At 68.6% G+C, this 18,358-nt stretch carries 9 protein-coding genes; 2 read left to right on the forward strand and 7 right to left on the reverse strand.

All coding sequences use genetic code 11. The features are described 5' to 3' along the window. Nucleotides 1-5: 5 nt before the first annotated feature. The 7 genes from EDF69_RS09880 to EDF69_RS09910 all read right to left on the reverse strand — a co-directional run bounded on the left by EDF69_RS09880 (nucleotide 6) and on the right by EDF69_RS09910 (nucleotide 14,402). Entirely contained in the window at nucleotides 6-956 is a 951-nt protein-coding gene (locus EDF69_RS09880; RefSeq protein WP_132883734.1) for a N(4)-(beta-N-acetylglucosaminyl)-L-asparaginase, read from the reverse strand. 278 nt (nucleotides 957-1,234) lie between these two features. Further along, complete coding sequence (locus tag EDF69_RS09885; RefSeq protein WP_132883735.1) at nucleotides 1,235-3,157, reverse strand: alpha-L-fucosidase; 1,923 nt, start codon at nucleotides 3,155-3,157, stop codon at nucleotides 1,235-1,237. A gap of 21 nt (nucleotides 3,158-3,178) precedes the next feature. After that, on the reverse strand, nucleotides 3,179-5,500 hold the full coding sequence (locus EDF69_RS09890) for a GH92 family glycosyl hydrolase (RefSeq protein ID WP_132883736.1): 2,322 nt from the start codon (nucleotides 5,498-5,500) through the stop codon (nucleotides 3,179-3,181). A 1-nt stretch (nucleotide 5,501) separates the two neighbouring features. Next, entirely contained in the window at nucleotides 5,502-6,929 is a 1,428-nt protein-coding gene (locus EDF69_RS09895) for a glycoside hydrolase family 125 protein (protein WP_132883737.1), read from the reverse strand. Further along, a complete protein-coding gene (locus tag EDF69_RS09900; protein ID WP_132883738.1) occupies nucleotides 6,926-9,493 on the reverse strand; it encodes a glycoside hydrolase family 3 C-terminal domain-containing protein in 2,568 nt (855 codons plus the stop codon). Before EDF69_RS09900 ends, EDF69_RS09895 begins: the two co-directional genes overlap by 4 nt. Then, a complete protein-coding gene (locus EDF69_RS09905; protein WP_132883739.1) occupies nucleotides 9,490-12,078 on the reverse strand; it encodes a beta-mannosidase in 2,589 nt (862 codons plus the stop codon). Before EDF69_RS09905 ends, EDF69_RS09900 begins: the two co-directional genes overlap by 4 nt. Further along, nucleotides 12,075-14,402 (reverse strand): beta-N-acetylhexosaminidase, encoded by a 2,328-nt coding sequence (locus EDF69_RS09910; protein WP_132883740.1) that lies wholly within the window; start codon nucleotides 14,400-14,402, stop codon nucleotides 12,075-12,077. Before EDF69_RS09910 ends, EDF69_RS09905 begins: the two co-directional genes overlap by 4 nt. A 229-nt stretch (nucleotides 14,403-14,631) precedes the next feature. On the opposite strand from EDF69_RS09910, the gene EDF69_RS09915 reads away from it, so the two are divergent. After that, complete coding sequence (locus tag EDF69_RS09915; RefSeq protein WP_132883741.1) at nucleotides 14,632-15,369, forward strand: GntR family transcriptional regulator; 738 nt, start codon at nucleotides 14,632-14,634, stop codon at nucleotides 15,367-15,369. A gap of 58 nt (nucleotides 15,370-15,427) precedes the next feature. After that, nucleotides 15,428-18,328, forward strand: a complete 2,901-nt coding sequence (gene galA, locus EDF69_RS09920; RefSeq protein ID WP_132883742.1) for a beta-galactosidase GalA — start codon at nucleotides 15,428-15,430, stop codon at nucleotides 18,326-18,328. The last annotated feature ends 30 nt before the right edge of the window (nucleotides 18,329-18,358 follow it).

The following is an 18,358-nucleotide window of genomic DNA, read 5'->3' on the forward strand; positions in this document are numbered from 1 at the left end:
TCCCTTTAGTTCTTTGCGCCCGCCGGCCCTTTGAGGCTCTGTGCGGCGTGGATGCTGGTCCTGCCTGAGGTGTCGGTAACGGCGTAGGTGAAGCCCGGCAGGTGCGCGAAGGCGCCGACCTGGCCCTTGGCGTCGATCGCCAGGAACGCGACCTGCGCGTCCCGGACGGCCTCGCCGCGAAGCTTTGCAATGTGCTGCACGGCCTCGCGGCAGGCAGCGTGCGGGGTCATGCCCATCCGCATCGAGCTGGTGATCCGGGCGGTGCCGGCGATGCGGGTGACTTCCTCGCCCACGCCCGTCGCGGTCGCGGCACCAACGCCCGGCTCGACCATCAGCCCGCAGCCGGCCTGCGGGGAATCACCGACACGGCCGCGCAGCTTGAACGCCATGCCCGATGTCGTGCACGCGCCCGCCAGCCGCCCGTCGGGGCCGCAGGCGACGATGCCGATGGTGTCGTGGTCGAGTGCGGAGCCGCGCTGGTTCTCGATGTTGGCGACCGGCTGGTACTTGGCGGTCTTCAGCCAGTCGCGCCACGCCGCCTCGGCTTCCGGCGTCAGCAGCTTGGTGCGCTCGAAGCCCTCGGCAACCGCGAACTGGCGCGCGCCTTCGCCCACCAGCATCGTGTGCGGCGTCTTCTCCATCACGCGCCGCGCGACCGAGATCGGGTGGAGAATGTCTTCCAGCGCCGCAACCGCGCCGACATGCCCCCGGTCATCCATGATGATGGCGTCGAGGGTTACGTGCCCGTCGCGGTCCGGATAGCCGCCATAGCCGACCGAATGGTTGGTGGGGTCCGCCTCCGGCACCTGCGCCCCGGCCTCGACCGCGTCGATCAGCGTGCCGCCGGACTTGAAACGGGCGAAGGCGGCTGCGTTCGCCGCGGCACCGAAATCCCAGGTGGAGACGATCAGGGCGCGGCTGGCGGGCGCTGCCCGCGCCACCGAGGCGGACGCCATGCCCACAAGACCGATAGCAAGCGTATCCCTGCGTGAAACGATCACGACATGGCCTCCCCGATGCCCCGACCGCGTTCTGATCTCGGTCGGCCCATATGAGCGCTACCATCTTTGGTACCGCTGATCTGAAACAAACCTGTCATAGGCGACATATCAATACAATACCAAAAACGTTAAAGGTTCTAATCGTCCGGCGCTTGAGGCGGCAGGTATTGGACACAAGAGAAAGGCCGCGGACTCAGCGTCCGCGGCCTTTGCGAAGTAGGATTGTGGCAGCGCTACTGCGTTGCAGTAAATCCGCCGATCCCGGCGACCGCCAGGCGCGGCGTGGGCAGCGCCGTCTCCGCGAAGCGCAAGCGCAGGAAGCGGGCAGTGCGCGGCGCGGCGAAGGTGATGCGCTGGGTGGAGAGCGCATAGGCGATGTTGCTGAACTCGCCGGTGGCCGCCGGCTGCCATTGCTTGCCGTCGACGCTGGTCTCCGCGACGTAGCCCCGCGGCGGCGCCGCATTGGTCATCACGTGGCGCGACGGGGTCAGGCTGAAGCCCGCGAGCAGCACCGTCTCGGGCAACGCCACGGTGACGCCGGCAGGTTTCCCAGCGCCCGGCGCCGGCTGCGCCCAGATGGTGCCGGCATCATTGTCGAGCAGCTTCTCCGCTCCCGGTGCGCTCGCCTCGACGATCTTCCAGCCTGCCGTGTCGAGCACGGTGGGGTCGGAAGAAACGATCGCCGGCACGTCCACGGGCGCCACGGACCGGAACAGCGCGAATTCGCTGATCGCAGGAGCCACCGGCGCCTCCAGGATGCGCAGCCGCACGCGCCGGGCGGCGATCGGTTTCTCCAACCGCACGATCCGCTGGGCGGAGATGCACGCATGCTCGGCCAAGGTCTGCCAGCGTCCATCCACCTCCGCGTCGATCGCAAAGCGCGTCACCCTGACCCCCAGCGGCAGATACTCGCGCAGCCGGATCACGTCGAAGCTGTGGCCCGGCGGCAGGTCCAGCGTCAGGCTGGGCGTGGTGACGCCATCGGGCACCGACCAGTAGCTCTCGCGGTCGCCGTCGAGCACCCGCGCCGGCTCGAACCCGCGGCCGCGGCTGTGGCTGGCGCTCGCCACCGCGTCCTTGGCGAGATCCTGCGCAAAGGTCGCGCGGATCGCATCGCCGAACGACTTCAGGATCTTCATGTCCTGGTCGGCGATGCGCCCACGGCGGTCGGGTGGGATGTTGAGGTTCAGATTGGTCCCGCGGCCCACGGACTCATCGTACAGCCGGATCAGCCGCTCCGGGCTCTTCACCTTGGAGTCCTCGTCCGCGTGGTAGAACCAGCCCGGGCGGATCGACACGTCGGTCTCCGCCGGCCACCACAGCTCTGCCCCGCGAACTCCACTGTTGCCGTCCTTCTGGTCATACGGCTTGTTCGGCATGGTCGGCCAGCAGGGATCGCCGGCTACGCCATCCTCGTTGCCCACCCAGCGGATGTCGGCGCCCAGCGGATCGAAGGTGCAGGCATTGGGCTGCAGCTTGTGAACCAGCGCGATGATCGAGGGCCAGTTGTAATAGCGCGGCGCGTCGATCTTCCGCGCCTCGCGCGCGCCGCCGTAATAGCCGTCGCCGCCGTTGGCGCCGTCGAACCACACCTCGAACAGCTCGCCATAGCGCGTGCACAGCTCGGTCAGCTGCGCGCGATAATAGGTGATGTATTCCGGCCGGCCGTACTGCGCGTGGTTCCGGTCCCAGGGCGACAGATAGAGGCCGAAGGGAAGATTGGCGCGGCGACAGGCATCCGCCATCTCGCGCACGATGTCACCCTTGCCGTCCTTGTACGGGCTGTTGCGGATGCAATGCTCGGTCAGATTCGTCGGCCACAGGCAGAAGCCGTCATGGTGCTTGGCCGTCAGGATCAGTCCGCGCAGATCCGCCGCCTTGGCCGCGGCGACGATCTGGTCCGCGTCGAAGTCGCTGGGGTTGAACAGCTTCGGGCTCTCGTCGCCGAAGCCCCATTCCTTATCGGTGTAGGTGTTGATCGAGAAATGGACGAAGGCATAGGCCTCGCGACCGTGCCAGCGCCATTGGCGGGGCGAGGGGACGGCACCCCAGGGCTGCGGGGCCCGCGGCTTGGTTGCGGCACGGGCAGCGCCGGCGGGAAGGGTGCCTGCCACCAGGGTGGTGGCGAGCAGCGTACGCCGCGAAACATCGGTCATGGGATACTCCGAAGGGGCAGGTCAGGCAGGCGTGCTGCCGTAGGAGGGCGGACGGTCGGCCGGCGCCCGGCCGAAATCGCGGTTGGGCGTTCCGCTCATGGTGAAGCGCAGGGTGCCGCCCTTTGCGAGTTCGCGGTGCGCGATCCAGCTGCGGGTCCAGGGGCGCCCGTTCCAGGTCACTGCCGCCACATACGGCGTGTCCGGTCGGTTGCCCGGTGCCTCGACCACCAGTTTGCGGTTGACACCCAGCTTCACCTCGGCGCGCTCGAACAGCGGCGATCCGAACACATAGGCCGCCTCGACCGGATCTACCGGATAGAAGCCGAGCGCGCTCATCACGAACCAGGCGCTCATCTGCCCGCAATCGTCGTTGCCGATGACGCCGTCCGGATCGTCCTTGTACATTTCGGTGAGGAGCCGCCGCACCATCGCCTGCGTCTTCCAAGGCGCGCCCGTGTAGGCATAGAGATAGGCCACGTGGTGGCTCGGCTCGTTGCCGTGCGCATATTGCCCGACCAGACCCGAGATGTCGGGCGGCGCATTGTCCGGCAGCGTCGAGGGTGCCGAAAACAGCGCGTCGAGCTTCGCCTCGAACGCCGCCTCGCCGCCGAAGTGCGCGATCTGGCCATAGATGTCGTGCTGGTTCAGGAAGGTCGCCTGCCAGCCGTTCGCCTCGGTATAGTCGCGATACTCCTCCACCTTGTGCCCGATCTGGATCGGATCGTAGGGGGTGATCCAGCTGCCGTTCGCCAGCCGTGCCCGCGCGAAGCGGATCTTGGGATCGAGCACGTTGCGGTAGTTCAAACTGCGCTTGCGCAGGGCCGCCGCGTCCTCGTGCGCGCCCGCCGCCTCGGCCAAGTGCGCCATCGCCCAGTCGTCATAGGCATATTCCTGGGTGCGGCTGACGGACTCGTCCACGCGGTCGGCAGGCAGATAGCCGAGCTTCGCATAATCGCCGCGCGCGCGGGTGCTGGCCACGTCGGGCGTCGTCGGGTCGAACGCACGCCTGCGGATCGCCGGCCATGCGGCGGCATAGTCGGCCGGGATGCCCTTGGCATGCGCCTCCGCCAGCACCGCGACCGCGTGCCAGCCGATCATGGTGCCGGTCTCGACGCCCTGGAGCGGCCACACCGGCGGCCCGAAGGGGCTCTCGATGCTCTGGCGCAGCAGGTCGTGGGTGAACTCGGTCGCACGCTCGGGCGCGATCAGGGTCAGCAGCGGGTGCAGCGTGCGATAGGTGTCCCACAAGGAATAGGTGCTGTAGGCGCGCTCCTTGGCTGGAAGCTGGTGCACCTTCCGGTCCAGCCCCATGTAGCGCCCGTCGACGTCCGAGAAGAGCGTCGGCGCCAGCTGCGCATGATAGATGGCGCTCGCCAGGATCGTTCGCTGCTCCGGGGTGCCGCCGGACACGCGCACCGTGCCGAGCGCCTTGTCCCACGCCTTGGTGGCCGCGCGGCGATGCGCGTCGAAATTCCAGCCGCGGCCCTCGGCCTCCAGGTTCGCACGCGCGCCCGCCACGTCGACGCCCGACAGGCCGCACTTGGTCAGGATCGGTGCGGCGCCGGCATCGTCATAGTGGAGCACCAGCTTGAGCTTGTCGCCCGATACGGTGCGGGTGCCGTCCGGCTGCGGCTTGTCGTCGACATAGAAGGTCACGCGGTCGGGCGCCCGCGACAGCTTCAGCGCGAAGTGGATCTTGCGTCCCTTGGCCCAGCGGTAGACCGAGCGGCTGCCGGTGATGGTGCCATCGCCGGCGATCGAGAGCGTCGCGTCGCGCACCAGCCGGTAGGTTGGCGGCTGCACCGGCGGCATGTGCCAGAAGTCGAGCAGCACATGGCCCGGCCCTTGCGGGAAGCGGTGGCGCTGCCAGCCGGTCCGCTCGGTCGCGGTCAGTTCCGAAAGAACGCCGCTTTCGAGCCGCACGCGGTAGTAGCCGGGTTCCGCATGCTCCTCGGAGAAGCGCTGGCGATAGCCCTTGTCCGGATCCTCGCGCGGTCCGGGAACGAGCTCGACCGCTCCACGGCTCGGCACCACCAGCACGTCCATCAGATCGCCGATGCCGGTGCCGGAGAGGTGGGTGTGCGAGAAGCCCATGATCGAGGTGTCGGTGCGGTGATAGCCCGAGCATCCCTCCCACCGCGTGTTGTCCGTATCGGGGCCGACCTGGACCATGCCGAACGGTGTCGTCGGTCCCGGATAGGTGTGGCCGTCGCCGCCGGTTCCGACGAAGAGGTCCGGCGGCGCCTTCTCGACCCCGCGCGCCAAGGCGGAGCCGGGCAGGCCCGCCGCAGCGGCGGCAATGCCGGAGGTGGCGAGCAGGGTGCGGCGAGTAATGGCGATCATGTCAAAATGTCTCGGCAAGCAGCTTCGGGCGACGGTCGGCCAGGGTGACGAGCAGTTCGCCGAACAGCCCGTTTGCCCAGGCGAACCAATCGCGGGTGAACTTCGTGGGATCGTCCTGGTCGAAGGCCTCGTGGATGAAGCCGCTGCCGCCATCGGTGTCGCGCAGCATCTTCAGGCAGCTGCGGATCGTCGCGTCATCCTGGGCGACGAACGCGCGCTGGATCAGCGACATCGGCCAGATCTGGCCCAGGCCGACATGCGGTCCGCCGATCCCTTCTGCCGCGCGCCCACGCGACCAATAAGGGTTCGCATCGCTCCACGCGGCGTCGGCGGTACGGCGGAACAGCGGATCGCTCGCCGGCATGCAGCCGAGATAGGCGAGGCTGGAGAGCGACGGCACATTGGCGTCGTCCATGAAGATGGCATTCCCATAGCCGTCGACCTCGAACGCCCACACCTCGCGCCCGTCGCGCAGGCGCATCTTGCCGTACGCGTGAAGCGCCGCCTCGACCTCTGCTGCCAGAGCGACGGCCTCCTGCGCCAGCGCGGTATCGCGCCGCGCCTCGTTCGCGACCACCGCCAGCTCGCGCAGCGCGGTCACCGCGAACCAGTTGGCCGGGATCAGGAAGGGATAGACGCAGGCATCGTCCGACGGCCGGAAGCCGCAGTGGATCAGCCCCACCGACTTGGACGGCGGCCCCCAGCCGTCGAGCATCAGCGTCTCGGTCGTACGGTTGCTCACCCGCTGGAAGCGATAGGGGCCGCGATTGGTCTTGCGCTGCTGCTCACGGAAGGTGCGGACGCTCGCACGCGCCGCCTCCGCCCATTGCGCGTCGAACGGCGTCGCGTCGCGGGTCGCCTGCCAATAACCGTGCGCCAGCCGCATCGCGTAGCACAGCGAGTCGATCTCCCACTTCCGCTCGGCGACGCCCGGCTTCATCTCGGTCTGGTCGGTCAGCGCCCAGCTGAGCTCGGTCTTGCCGTTCGGATCCTCCAGGAACGCGTTGGCGTACGGGTCGATCAGGATGCAGCGCGCCTGCCGGTGGATCAGCCCCTGGAACAGCGTGCGCAGCTTGGGGTCCTGCTTCACCAGATGCAGGTATGGCTTCACCTGCGCGGCGGAGTCCCGCAGCCACAGTGCGTCGATGTCCCCGGTGATGACGAAGCTGTCCGGCTTGCCGTCGACGGTGCCCATCTTCACGGTCGTGTCGAGCGTGTTGGGATAGCAGTTGGCGAACATCCAGCGCAGCTTCGGATCGGCGATCTTGGCCGAAACCCGCGCGATCTCGCGCTCCACCGCCTTGCTGGTGAAGCGGCGCGTTGCGAGTGCCGGCCGCTTGCTGGCAAGGGTTGGCGTTGCCGCACGGGCAAAGGCCGGCGTGGCGGCGATTGCGACGCCTGCGCCAAGGACGGTACGACGATCGATCACTTGGCAAGCTCCCGAGCGTCGCCCGTCAGGGTGAAGTCTGTCCAGGCGCCGACGCCGTCACCCGGCTGGCCGCCGCCGACGTACAGGCGATAGGCGCCCGGCTGGACGGTACGCGTGCCATCGCGCGCGACCGTGCTGAGGCTGCGTGGATCAAGCTCGAAGCGCACCGTCTCGGTCTTGCCCGGCTTCAGCGACACGCGCTGGAACGCAACCAGCTGGCGCTGGAGCACCGGGGTGGTGAGCCCGCCACCCTTACCGGCGGCTGGCGGCACGAGATAGGCCTGCACCACCTCGTCGCCGGGGCGCTTGCCGTCGTTGCGCACCACCACGCTGACGGACACGTTGGCCGTCGTATCACCCGCCTTCGCCACCGGCGTGCCGTAGCCGAAGCGGGTATAGCTCAGGCCATGGCCGAAGCCCCACAGCGGTTTGCCCGTGAAGAAGCGATAGGTGCGCTCCTTCATGCCATAATCGGTGAACGCCGGCAGGTCGCTGACCTGGCGGTAGAAGGTGACGGGCAGGCGCCCCGACGGATTGTTGAGCCCGGCCAGCGTCTCGGCGATCGCGGTGCCGCCCGACTGGCCGGGATACCACGCGGCCAGGATCGCATCGGCCATGTCCGGATCGACGGAGACGGCGCTGCCGCTGGTCAGCACCACCACGACCGGCTTGCCCGTCTCCCGCAGCGCCGCGAGCAGCCTCTGCTGCGCGAAGGGCAGGGCGATGTCGGTGCGGTCACCGCCGACGAAGCCGGGCACGCTTACCTGCAGCGCCTCGCCCTCGAGGTCGGGCGACAGGCCGAGCACCGCGACCACGACGTCCGCATCCCTTGCCGTGGCGACTGCCTCGGCGAGCAGCGGCTCCGCCGGCGGCAGCCACATCAGGCGAACGCCCTCGTCCTCGCTCTGATGGTCAAGCTCCAGGCGGATGTCGACGGCGCGACCGTCGCTGGTGAACGGCACCTCGACCCGGCCCTTCGCGATCTCGCCTGCGGTCAGCTGCTTGCCATCGACCCACAGCCGCACGGCGTCGTGCGACTTGCAATATTTCCAGCAGGCCGGCGCATCGATGGCGAGCCGGTACGTGCCCGGACCCGGCGGCACCAGCTGCCCGGTCCAGCGCACCGCAAACCCCTCGGGCGAAAGCTGGGGCAGCGGGGCTGAGCGCGTATAGTCGAAGTCGATGCGGCGATCCTGCCGTACCGCAACCGGCGCCCCGGTCACCGTGCGGCTGGCGAAATACTCGCCCCGCAGGCCCGGCTTGCCATCGGCCCGCAGCGCCGTCTCCGGCACCACCACCGGCGCACCGTCGGCCAGCACCGAGCCCTGCGCATAGCGGACATTGCCCGCCCCGAACTGCTCGCGGATGCCGTCGAGCGGGGTGACCGGCTGACCTGCCGTGCCGTGATAATTCCCCTGCAGTACGCCGAGGTCGTCGGCATTGGTGCCCACCACCGCGATGCGGCTGCCCGCCTTCAACGGCAGGCGATCGGGATCGTTCTTCAGCAGCACAATCGCCTCGCGCGCCGCTTCCAGCGCCAGCTTGCCATGCGCCGGCGCGCCCAGCGCGGACGGCTTGATCTTCGACCAGGGACTTCCGGCGCCGAACGCGATGCCGAGTGCGCGCCGAGCCTCCAGCGAGCGGATCAGCGCAGTGTCGACTTCCGCCTCGGTCACCAGGCCCTTGGCCACCGCTTCGGGCAGTGCGGAGAAGGTCGTGCCGCAGTTCAGGTCGGTGCCGCCCTTGATCGCCGCTGCCGAGGCCGATGCCGCGTCCAGTCGATAGTGGTGGAAGAGGTGGATGTTCGCCGCCGCGTCGCAATCGGTGACGGTGAAGCCGCGGAAGCCCCAGTCGTTGCGCAACCGCTCGTTCATCAGCGACGGAAGCGCACAGGCCGGGGTGCCCGAAATGGAGTTGTAGGCGCACATCAGCGACTGCGCCTTGCCCTCGGTGATCGCCATGCGGAACGCCGGCAGATAGGTGGACTCCAGGTCCTGCGGGCTCACGTCCACGTCGAAGCTGTCGCGCCCGGCCTCCGGCCCGCTGTGCACCGCGAAGTGCTTCGGCGTGCCGATCACCTTGGGGTGCGCGGCGTCCGGCCCCTGCAATCCCTGGATGAAGGCGACGCCGAGCTTGCCCGTCAGGTGCGGGTCCTCGCCATAGGTCTCCTGGCCACGGCCCCAGCGGGGATCGCGGAAGATGTTGATGTTGGGCGACCAGATCGTCAGCCCTTCATAGATACGGCGGTCGGCGTCGACGGGCTTGCGGTTGAAGCTCGCCCGCGCCTCGGTCGCCACCACGTCGCCGACGTCGTGCAGCAGCTCGACGTCCCAGGTCGCGGCCATGCCGATCGCCTGCGGGAACACGGTCGCGACGCCGTTGCGCGCCAGGCCGTGCAGGCCCTCGTTCCACCAGTCATAGGCGGGCAGTTCGGCCTTCGGATCGGCCGGTGCGCTGCTCTGGAGCTGCGCCGCCTTTTCCTCGATCGACATCTGCGACACCGTGGCCACGACCGGATCGGCAGGCGCCTCGACGCCAGCGAGAAGCAGGGGAAGGAAGATCATGGCTGGGCACTCAGCGTACGAAGGGTGAGGGCGCGCGCAAGCGCACGGGCGGAGGCGTCGGACGCGACCTCGATGGTCACGCTCTCGCCTGGCAGGAGGTCGAAGCCGTCGTCGCTCGGCTGCGCGGCCACCGCGCCGAAATCGAGCATCACCGCGCGCGCAAGATTCTTGGCGGTGATCGTCACGCGCTTGCCTTCCCAGCGGGCGGAGAGGCCCGGCGCCGGATAGCTCATGTCCTTGGGCAGCATTCGCTCGAAGACCTGGCGTGACGCGGTCTTGCCGTCGACCACCAGTTCGGCGACCGCAAAGCTGGCGTTGGGCGCGGCGCTGCCGAACAGATCTGCGTCAGCGAAGCTCGCGATGTCGACGGCGGAAAGCGGGGCGAGGGTGGTCGTGCCGCCCTTGTCGCCCAGCGGCCGGCCGGCCATGTCGAAGCTGCGCACCCGCCATTCGGCCGCGATCGGCTGCACTGCGTCGGACACCAGCGCGATCCGCGTCTTGCCGCCGCGGTTCTCCGCGACGATCGCCTGCGGCGCAAAGAAGCGCCGCGCGGCATAGTTCAGCAGCTTCCACCGGCCGTGATAGTCGATGCTCGCCCAGGAGATCGAAGGCCAGGTGTCGTTCATCTGCCAGTAGAGCGAGCCCATGTTGGTCGGGCGGCAGGCGCGATGGTGGCGGGCGGCCATGTCGATCGCCTGCGCCTGGTTGACTTGGGTCAGGTACACCGTGTCGGCGAAGTCCTTGGCCGGGCGCAGCCGCTGGTCGAGGTACATCTTCAGCCGCTCGTTGCCTTCGCCGGCCAGGAACTTCTGGTGGCCCTTCAGCACCGGGCTGTCGAGCGCGAGCGGTCCGTTGCCGGCGAACTCGCGGATCGTCGCCATGTCCGGCATCGCCTGGAAGCCGTATTCGGACATGAAGCGCGTGCAGCTGTCGAGGTAGTTCTCGACCGGCTTGGAGCCCGACCACACGTCCCAGAAGTGGCGGTCGCCCGCCGCGTCGGTGTCGACCGGACCTTCATAGTTGGTCGACGGCGATCCCGGCCAATAGGGCGTGCCGGGCGAGCGGGTGAGCACCGCGTCGCGCAGCACCTGGTTGAACAGCACGGCCATGCCCGCGCCGATCCGCTCCTGCTCGTCGGCACCGATGCGCTTCTTGAACGCCTTGCGGTCGGACCAGTTCTCCCAGCCCGACAGCACCTCGTTGCCACCCGACCAGGCGATGACGGAGGGATGCGCCTGAAGGCGGGCGACCTGCTGCTCGGCCTCGACCTGCACGTTCTCGCGGAACTCGGCATCCGGCGGTGTCACGGCTCCGCCGAACATGAAGTCCTGCCAGATCATGATGCCCATCTCGTCCGCCATCGCGTAGAAGGCGTCGTCGAGATAATAGCCGCCGCCCCAGATGCGCAGCATGTTCATGTTGGCGTCCACCGCCCCCTGCAGGATGTGCCGCATCTGTGCGGCCGGCACCCGGCTCGGGAAGTTGTCGAACGGGATCACGTTCGCGCCCTTGGCAAAGATCGGGATGCCGTTGACCTGGAAGCCGAAGCCGCCGTCCTTGGTCAGCAGCTCCACCGTGCGCAGGCCGATCCGCCGCTCAGTCCGGTCCGTCTCGGCGCCGCCTTCGACCAGCGCAGCCTGCACGCGATAGAGCGGCTGCGCGCCATAGCCGACCGGCTGCCAGCGCTGGGGACTGGCGATGGTCAGCGGCACGGTGATGCGGTTCTCGCCGGCCGCGACCTGCACCGTCCGCTCGACGCCCTGGGTCTGCCCGTCCGGACCGACCACATTGGTGCGCAGCGTCACGCTGCCGGCGGTATCCGCCATCAGCGTATAGCGCGCCGTCAGCTGCGCTTCGGCATCGTTGATCGCTTCCTGGTCGACCTGAATCGTCTCGATGCGCACATCGTCCCAGGCTTCCAGCCGCACCGGGCGCCACACGCCGATGTTGATGATCCGGGGGCCCCAGTCCCAGCTATAATGGTACTTGGGCTTGCGGATGTAGGGCGAGCTTTGCTTGCCCTTGGGCTCGTCGCCGAACGCGGAGTCATATTCGCCCGGAAGCGGATTGGCTTCCTTGAGCACCATCGGCTGAAGCGTGCGCACCGGGGAGGCGATCGACACCAGTAGTTCGTTGCGCCCGACCTTGAGCGCCGGCTTGGCATCCACCCGCCACTGCCGATGCGCGTTGGCCGTCGCGAGCAGCTGCTGTCCGTTCACCGACACCGTCGCGAAGGTATCCAGCCCGTCGAACACCAGGTCGAGGTGATCGCGCTGGAGCATCTCCGGTGTCACGTCGATGACGCGGCGGAACTGCCAGTTCGTGAGCCCCGCCCACTGGATCTTGTCCTCGTTCAGGCCCTGGAACGGGTCCGGCACGCGCTTGGCGGCGATCAGGTCCTGCTGGACGCTGCCGGGCACCTGTGCGCGGAACCACTTGGCCTCCGGAGGATGCTGGCCGGCGGCGGTCGCATCCGTCGGATCGATACGGACCTGCCACTCGCCGTCGAGGGAGACGCTGGTACGCGGCGCGCCCCAGGCCGGCAGTGCGGCGAACAACAGGGGCAGGGCGAACCAACGCTTCATCGTGCGGTCTCCGTCAGCGTCGCCCGTTCGACGGCATAAAGGGGATCGGAAATCGGGGAGGTGAACTGGAAGCAGAGGTCGCGATCGCCCTCCAGCTTGGGGAGCGTGCCCGTGACGCGGAAGCGCGCGGGCGCGGTCGCGGGGTCGGGCAGCGGGAAGGTGCCGAGCGGCATCGGCTTGGCCGCCTTGTCGTCGCCGCTCACCGGGCAGCCCGCCGTGACGATCAGCTCGCCGTGCGGGGTGACGTTGTAGTGGCGGCGGACCTTGCCCGTGTCATGCGCCAGGCCGAAGTTGCGCGGCAGCCGCGCGACTTCGATCGTGAAGCCGCTCGCGACATCGACCGGCGCCGCCGGATAGACGCTGCACGTGTCAAAGACGTTGACGTTGTAGGCCGGGCCATTTGCCGTCGCATCGGCGGTGAGCGGCAGTCGGAGCCACAGCGCCCCGCTCGGGCATCCGGTCAGCTCGGAAGAGGTCCGCGTGAGGAGGGCCGCGCGGCTGGTGTCGAAGCTGCGCGCCGCCGCCGTCGCGTTGCCGGCGGCGTCGAAGGCCGCGGCGCGGATGGTCACGCCCGGCGTCAGGCTCAGCGGTGCCTTATAGACCTTCGATCGCGCGGTCGGCGCCTTGCCGTCTAGCGTGTAGCGGATCGTGCCATGCGGCGCCTGGGTGCTCAGCGCGACCGTCGCGCTGTTCGCCCGCAGCGCCTCGCCGCGGCTGCCCTGCACCTTGAAGTCGACGGCGAAGGCGCTGTCCGCCACCTCCAGGCCCGAACGCTTCCAGCGCGCGATCTGCGGTCCGACGCGCTCCAGGAAGCCGCCGAAGTCGCGCTTGCCCTTGGGCGACCAGTTGATCTCCGCCAGCGCCGCCGCGCGCGGGAACAGCGCGTGCTGCACCTGATAGGGCGTCACCAGATACTCGCTCCAGGCATTGGCCTGTGCGCCCAGCACATGCTTGGCCTTGTCGCCGGCAATCCCCGCCGGCATCGGATCGTAGCGGTACACGCTCTCGAGCGACTGGATGATGATGCGGCCCGGCGGCTCGTCGCCCCGGTCGCTCTGCAGGCTGTCGAAATAGAGGGTAGGCGCCGGCGAGAGCACCACGTCATGGCCGAGGTTCGCCGCCTGGATCGCGCCCTTCTCGCCGCGCCACGACATCACCGAGGCCGACGCCGGCACGCCGCCTTCCAAGATCTCGTCCCAGCCGATCAGCCGCCGGCCCCTGCTTGCCAGATACGTGCCGAACTGCTCGATCAGCCAGCTCTGCAACTGGTTCTCGCTCTTCAGGCCCAGCGCCTTGATCTGCGCCTGCACCTCGGGGGAACGCTCCCACTGGTCCTTGACCGCCTCGTCGCCGCCCAGGTGGATGTAGGTGCCGGGGAAGACGGCCATTAGCTCGTCCAGCACGTTCTTCACGAACTCTACGCCCTTAGGGCCGGGGTTCAGGAGATAGGGGTTGATGCCCCAGTCCGGCGACACCTCGGGCCGATCGCCCAGCACGCCGAGTTCGGGATAGGCCGCAACCAGCGCCTGCGCATGACCCGGAAGGTCGATTTCCGGCACGATGGTGATGCCGCGCTCCGCCGCATAGGCGACCAGCTGCTTGAGTTCGTCTTGGGTATAGAAGCCGCCGACCTTCGCCCCCGGCGCCCCGCCCGACGAAGGTGGGGTGCGCCAGGCGCCGACCTCGGTCAGCTTGGGATAGCGCTTCACCTCGAAGCGCCATCCCTGGTCGTCCGTCAGGTGGAGGTGCAGCGTGTTGAGCTTCACCGAAGCCATCTGGTCGACGATGGTGCGGATGGCCTCCAGCGTGATGAAGTGCCGCGTGGTGTCGATCATCAAGCCGCGCCAGGCAAAGCGGGGCGCGTCCTCGATCGTGACGGCATCGACCTTCACCGGCTTGCCGAACGCGCGGTCGGGGCTCAGCAACTGCGCGAGCGTCATCGCGCCATAGAGAAGGCCGCGGTCGCCCGATGCGGCGATGCGGATGCCGCTGGCGCTCACCGTCAGTCGGTACGCCTCTTCTCCCGCGATCGCCGGCTCGCGCACCAGCGCAATCGGGGCCTCGCCGCTCGTCTGCGAAAGTGCCAGGCCGCGTTCGGTGCGGACATGCGCGATCAGCATCCGCGCCGCGGCCTCGGCTGCGGTGTCGCCGGAAGGCGTGGCGATCGCAGCGCCATCACGAACGGTGAAGCTGGCGCTGCCGGAAACGACCGAAGCCGGCAGGGGTACCAGCGGCAGCGGACCCGCCAGGGCCGGCGTGGCCGTGCCGAGAAGCAGAAGTACGGTGAGCACCTGCCGCCCGGATCGAGCGAAACCTGCTGCCATTGGATTCTCCCCCGTTAGATCGGACGTTCCGCGCCCTGGTCTTGTAACTGTGTAACCAATATAAGTCCTACGGCGCAACAGCGCTGTTCCAGCACGGCTGAATGCCGTCGATGGGAGGGACCCGTGCCGGCAATACCATTGCAGGACCGGGCCGGTTGCTCCCCGCTTCCGCTTACGATAGCTCTTCGCCGGCGCGGCGCGAACGGGTGCCGCTGGGGGGAGTGTAAGAATGGCCTTTTCGGATCAGGTGGGACGGTTTCGGGACGACAATCCGTCGCCGCTGTACCTGCAACTTCAACAATTGATCCGGGACGGCATCAGCAAGCAACTGCTCGCCCAGGGCGATGCGATCCCGCCGGAGCGCGACCTCGCGACCGAATACAGCGTGTCCCGCATCACCGTCCGCAAGGCGATCGAGGGTCTCGTCGAAGAAGGGCTGCTCACGCGCCGGCGCGGCGCCGGCACCTTCGTCGCCGGCCGCGTCGAAAAGAGCTTCTCCAAGCTCTCCTCCTTCTCGGAGGATATGGCCGCGCGCGGCCGCACCGCCAGCAGCAGCTGGATCTCGCGTGCCGCCGGCATCGTAAATCCCGAAGAGGCGCTGGCGCTCGGTCTTTCGCCCGGTGCGCCGGTGCTGCGCTTCAACCGCCTGCGATTTGCAGACGAGGTGCCGATGGCGTTGGAATATTCCACCATCGCGGGATATTGCCTGCCCTCGGTCGAGGCGGTGGGCGACTCCCTCTATGCGGCGCTGGACGCCGCCGGCAACCGGCCCGTGCGCGCGCTTCAGCGGCTGCGTGCCGTCCCCTTCGGCGCGGAGCAGGCGCGGATGCTGGAGGTCGATGCCGGTGCGCCCGGGCTGCTGATCGAGCGCCACGGCTTCCTGCGCGACGGTCGCGCGGCGGAATTCACCCGTTCCTACTATCGCGGCGACGCCTATGACTTCGTGGCGGAACTAAGCGACCTCTGAAGGTCGTCCGCCGTTCGTGACCCGTGCGGCCTTCGCGCCGCCATCCGGAGGATTTTGCATGCACCGACGCCAGCTTCTGGCGGGGGGCGCAGGGCTCGGTGCCCTGATCGCCACCCATCCGCAGCGCGCCTTGGCGGCGCCCGCCAAGCGGCTCGGCCACGACGGCTTCCCGATGCCGCAGCCCGCCCGCACGCTGCCGCAGCCGCTGCTGGTGCAGGATCCGTCACGCACCTTGCTCGAACGCGGCTGGCGCTTTCACGAGGGCGATGTGGTCCCGCCGATGCCGGACACCCACAACGCCACCTACCTGAGCGTGAAGGCCGGGAACGCGCTCGGCGCCGCCGCCATGACCTTCGACGATTCCGATTGGAAGGCGGTGCGGCTGCCGCACGACTGGGCGGCTGCCCAGCCGTTCCTGGAGACCGCCAACGTATCGCAGGGCTACCGCCCGCGCGGCATCGCCTGGTACCGCCGTACGCTCCAGCTCGACCCCGCGGACCGCGGCAAGACCATCGAGCTGCACTTCGACGGCATTGCCACCAACGCCACCATCTGGGTCAACGGCAGCACGGTCGCGCACAACTGGTCGGGCTACAACAGCGTCCACATCGACCTGACGCCCTTCGCCCGCTTTGGCGACGAGACCAACGTCATCGCGATCCGCGTCGATGCGAACGCGATGGAAGGCTGGTGGTACGAGGGTGCGGGCCTCTATCGCCACGCCTGGCTGGTGCGCCGCGCACCGGTCGCGATCGTAACCGACGGCGTCCACTGCGATCCTCGCAAGGGAGAGGACGGCCGATGGCAGGTGCCCGTCACGGCGACGCTCGCGAACACGGGCCGCGATCCGGCGAGTGTCACCGTCGAGGCGTTGCTGCTCGACCCTGATGGAAAGACCGTCGCCAGCGGGCGCGCCGACGCAAGCGTGCCGGTGCTCCAGCAGGCCGAAGCGACGCTGAAGCTCGACGCGGGCAACTCCCAACTATGGTCGGTCGAGACGCCGACGCTCTACACCGTCGTCACGCGCGTGCTGCGCGACGGCTCTCCGGTGGACGAGCGCCGCACGCCGGTGGGCTTTCGCACCATCCGCTTTGATGCCGACCGCGGCTTCTTCCTCAACGACCAGCCGGTCAAGCTGAAGGGCGTCTGCTTGCACCAGGACCATGCCGGCGTCGGCGTGGCCGTGCCGGATGCGCTGATCGCCTGGCGTCTCGAGCGGCTGAAGGCAATGGGCTGCAACGCCATCCGCTGCACCCACAATGCCCCCAATGCCGAGCTGCTCGATCTGTGCGACCGCATGGGCTTCCTCGTCATGGACGAGAACCGGCACTTCAATCCTGCGCCCGATTACATGGAGCAGCTCGAATGGCTGGTGCGGCGCGACCGCAATCACCCGAGCGTGATCCTGTGGTCGGTCTTCAACGAAGAGCCGATGCAGGGCACGGAAGCGGGCGTGGAGATGGTGCGCCGCATGGCGGCGACCGTCCATCGCCTCGACGGCGCCCGGCCCGTCACCGCCGCGATGAACGGCTCCTTCTACGATCCGGTCAACGTCTCGACGGTCGTTGATGTGATGGGCTTCAACTATTATCAGGCGGACTATGATCGCTTCCACCAGCTGAACCCCACCAAGCCGATCACCAGCTCGGAAGACACCAGCGCGTTCGAGACGCGCGGCGCCTATGAGAGCATCCCCGCCGGTCACGTCATCACCTCTTATGACGAGGAGGCTGCGAGCTGGGGCGGCACCCACCGCGACACCTGGCGAGAGATCGCCAAGCGCCCGTTCGTCGCGGGCGGGTTCGTCTGGACCGGCTTCGACTATCATGGCGAGCCGACGCCTTATGACTGGCCGACCATCGCCAGCTTCTTCGGCATCCTCGACCTGTGCGGCTTCCCGAAAACCGCCTTCGACATCCACCGCGCCCACTGGATCGACGACGAGGCGGTGGTCGGCATCGCGCCTCACTGGACCTGGCCGGGCAGGGAGGGCCAGACGATCCCAGTCTTCGTCAGCAGCAACGCCGAAACCGTGCTGTTGCGCCTGAACGGCCGCGACCTGGGCGTGCAGAAGGTGGACCGCATCATGGGCAACGAATGGCAGGTCCCGTACCAGCCCGGCCGGATCGAGGCGCTGGCGATGCGGGGCGGCAAGGTGGTGGCGACCGCCGTCCACGAGACCGCCGGCGCACCCGTCGCTCTGCGGCTCACGCCCGCGCGCACGGTCATGGCGGGGGATGGCGAGGATGTGCAGCCGATCACCGTCGATGCGATCGATGCCCGCGGCCGCCACGTGCCGACCGTCAACCAAATGGCGCAGTTCACCGTTGAGGGTGCCGAGATCATCGGCGTCGGCAACGGCGATCCCAACAGCCACGAGCCCGAGCATGGCGACCGCCGCTCGCTGTTCAACGGTCTCGCGCAGCTGATCGTGCGGGCAGCACCGGGCAAGGGGACCATCACCCTTAGCGCCACGGCGGACGGGCTCAAGCCGGCGCGCCTGACGATCAGCCGACTCGCAACCCAGGCGCCGCCGCAGGTGCCGGTCACCCCGCCGACGATGACGATCGGCGAGTGGCGTCGCTCGCCCGCGATGGCCGAGCGACCCGACCCCGCGATCGCGCCGCCGGACGGGGACAACAACAGCTGGGCCTTCGTCCGCAGTGGCACGCCCACGCGACCCGAGGCGAGCGCCGGCTGGCGCGTCTATCGCGCAGCCTTCCGCCCGTGGAAGCGAGTGGGGGCAGAGGGCGGCACGATCCGCTTCGACAGCATCGGCGGCACCGCCGAGCTCTGGCTCGACGGCCAGAAGCTCGCAACCAAGGCAAGTGCCGCGCCCGGCCCGCTGGTGGCGGACATCCCCGCCGGCACCGGCCCACGCCGCGTCGCCCTGCTGGTCTCCGCCCCCGCCAACAGCCCCTCGGGCATCCTGGGCAAGGTGACGGTCACCACCCGCTAAGCGACCATCGCGCGCTTTCCCTCCCACGTG

Source organism: Sphingomonas sp. JUb134 (assembly GCF_004341505.2).
Taxonomy (GTDB): Bacteria; Pseudomonadota; Alphaproteobacteria; order Sphingomonadales; family Sphingomonadaceae; genus Sphingomonas.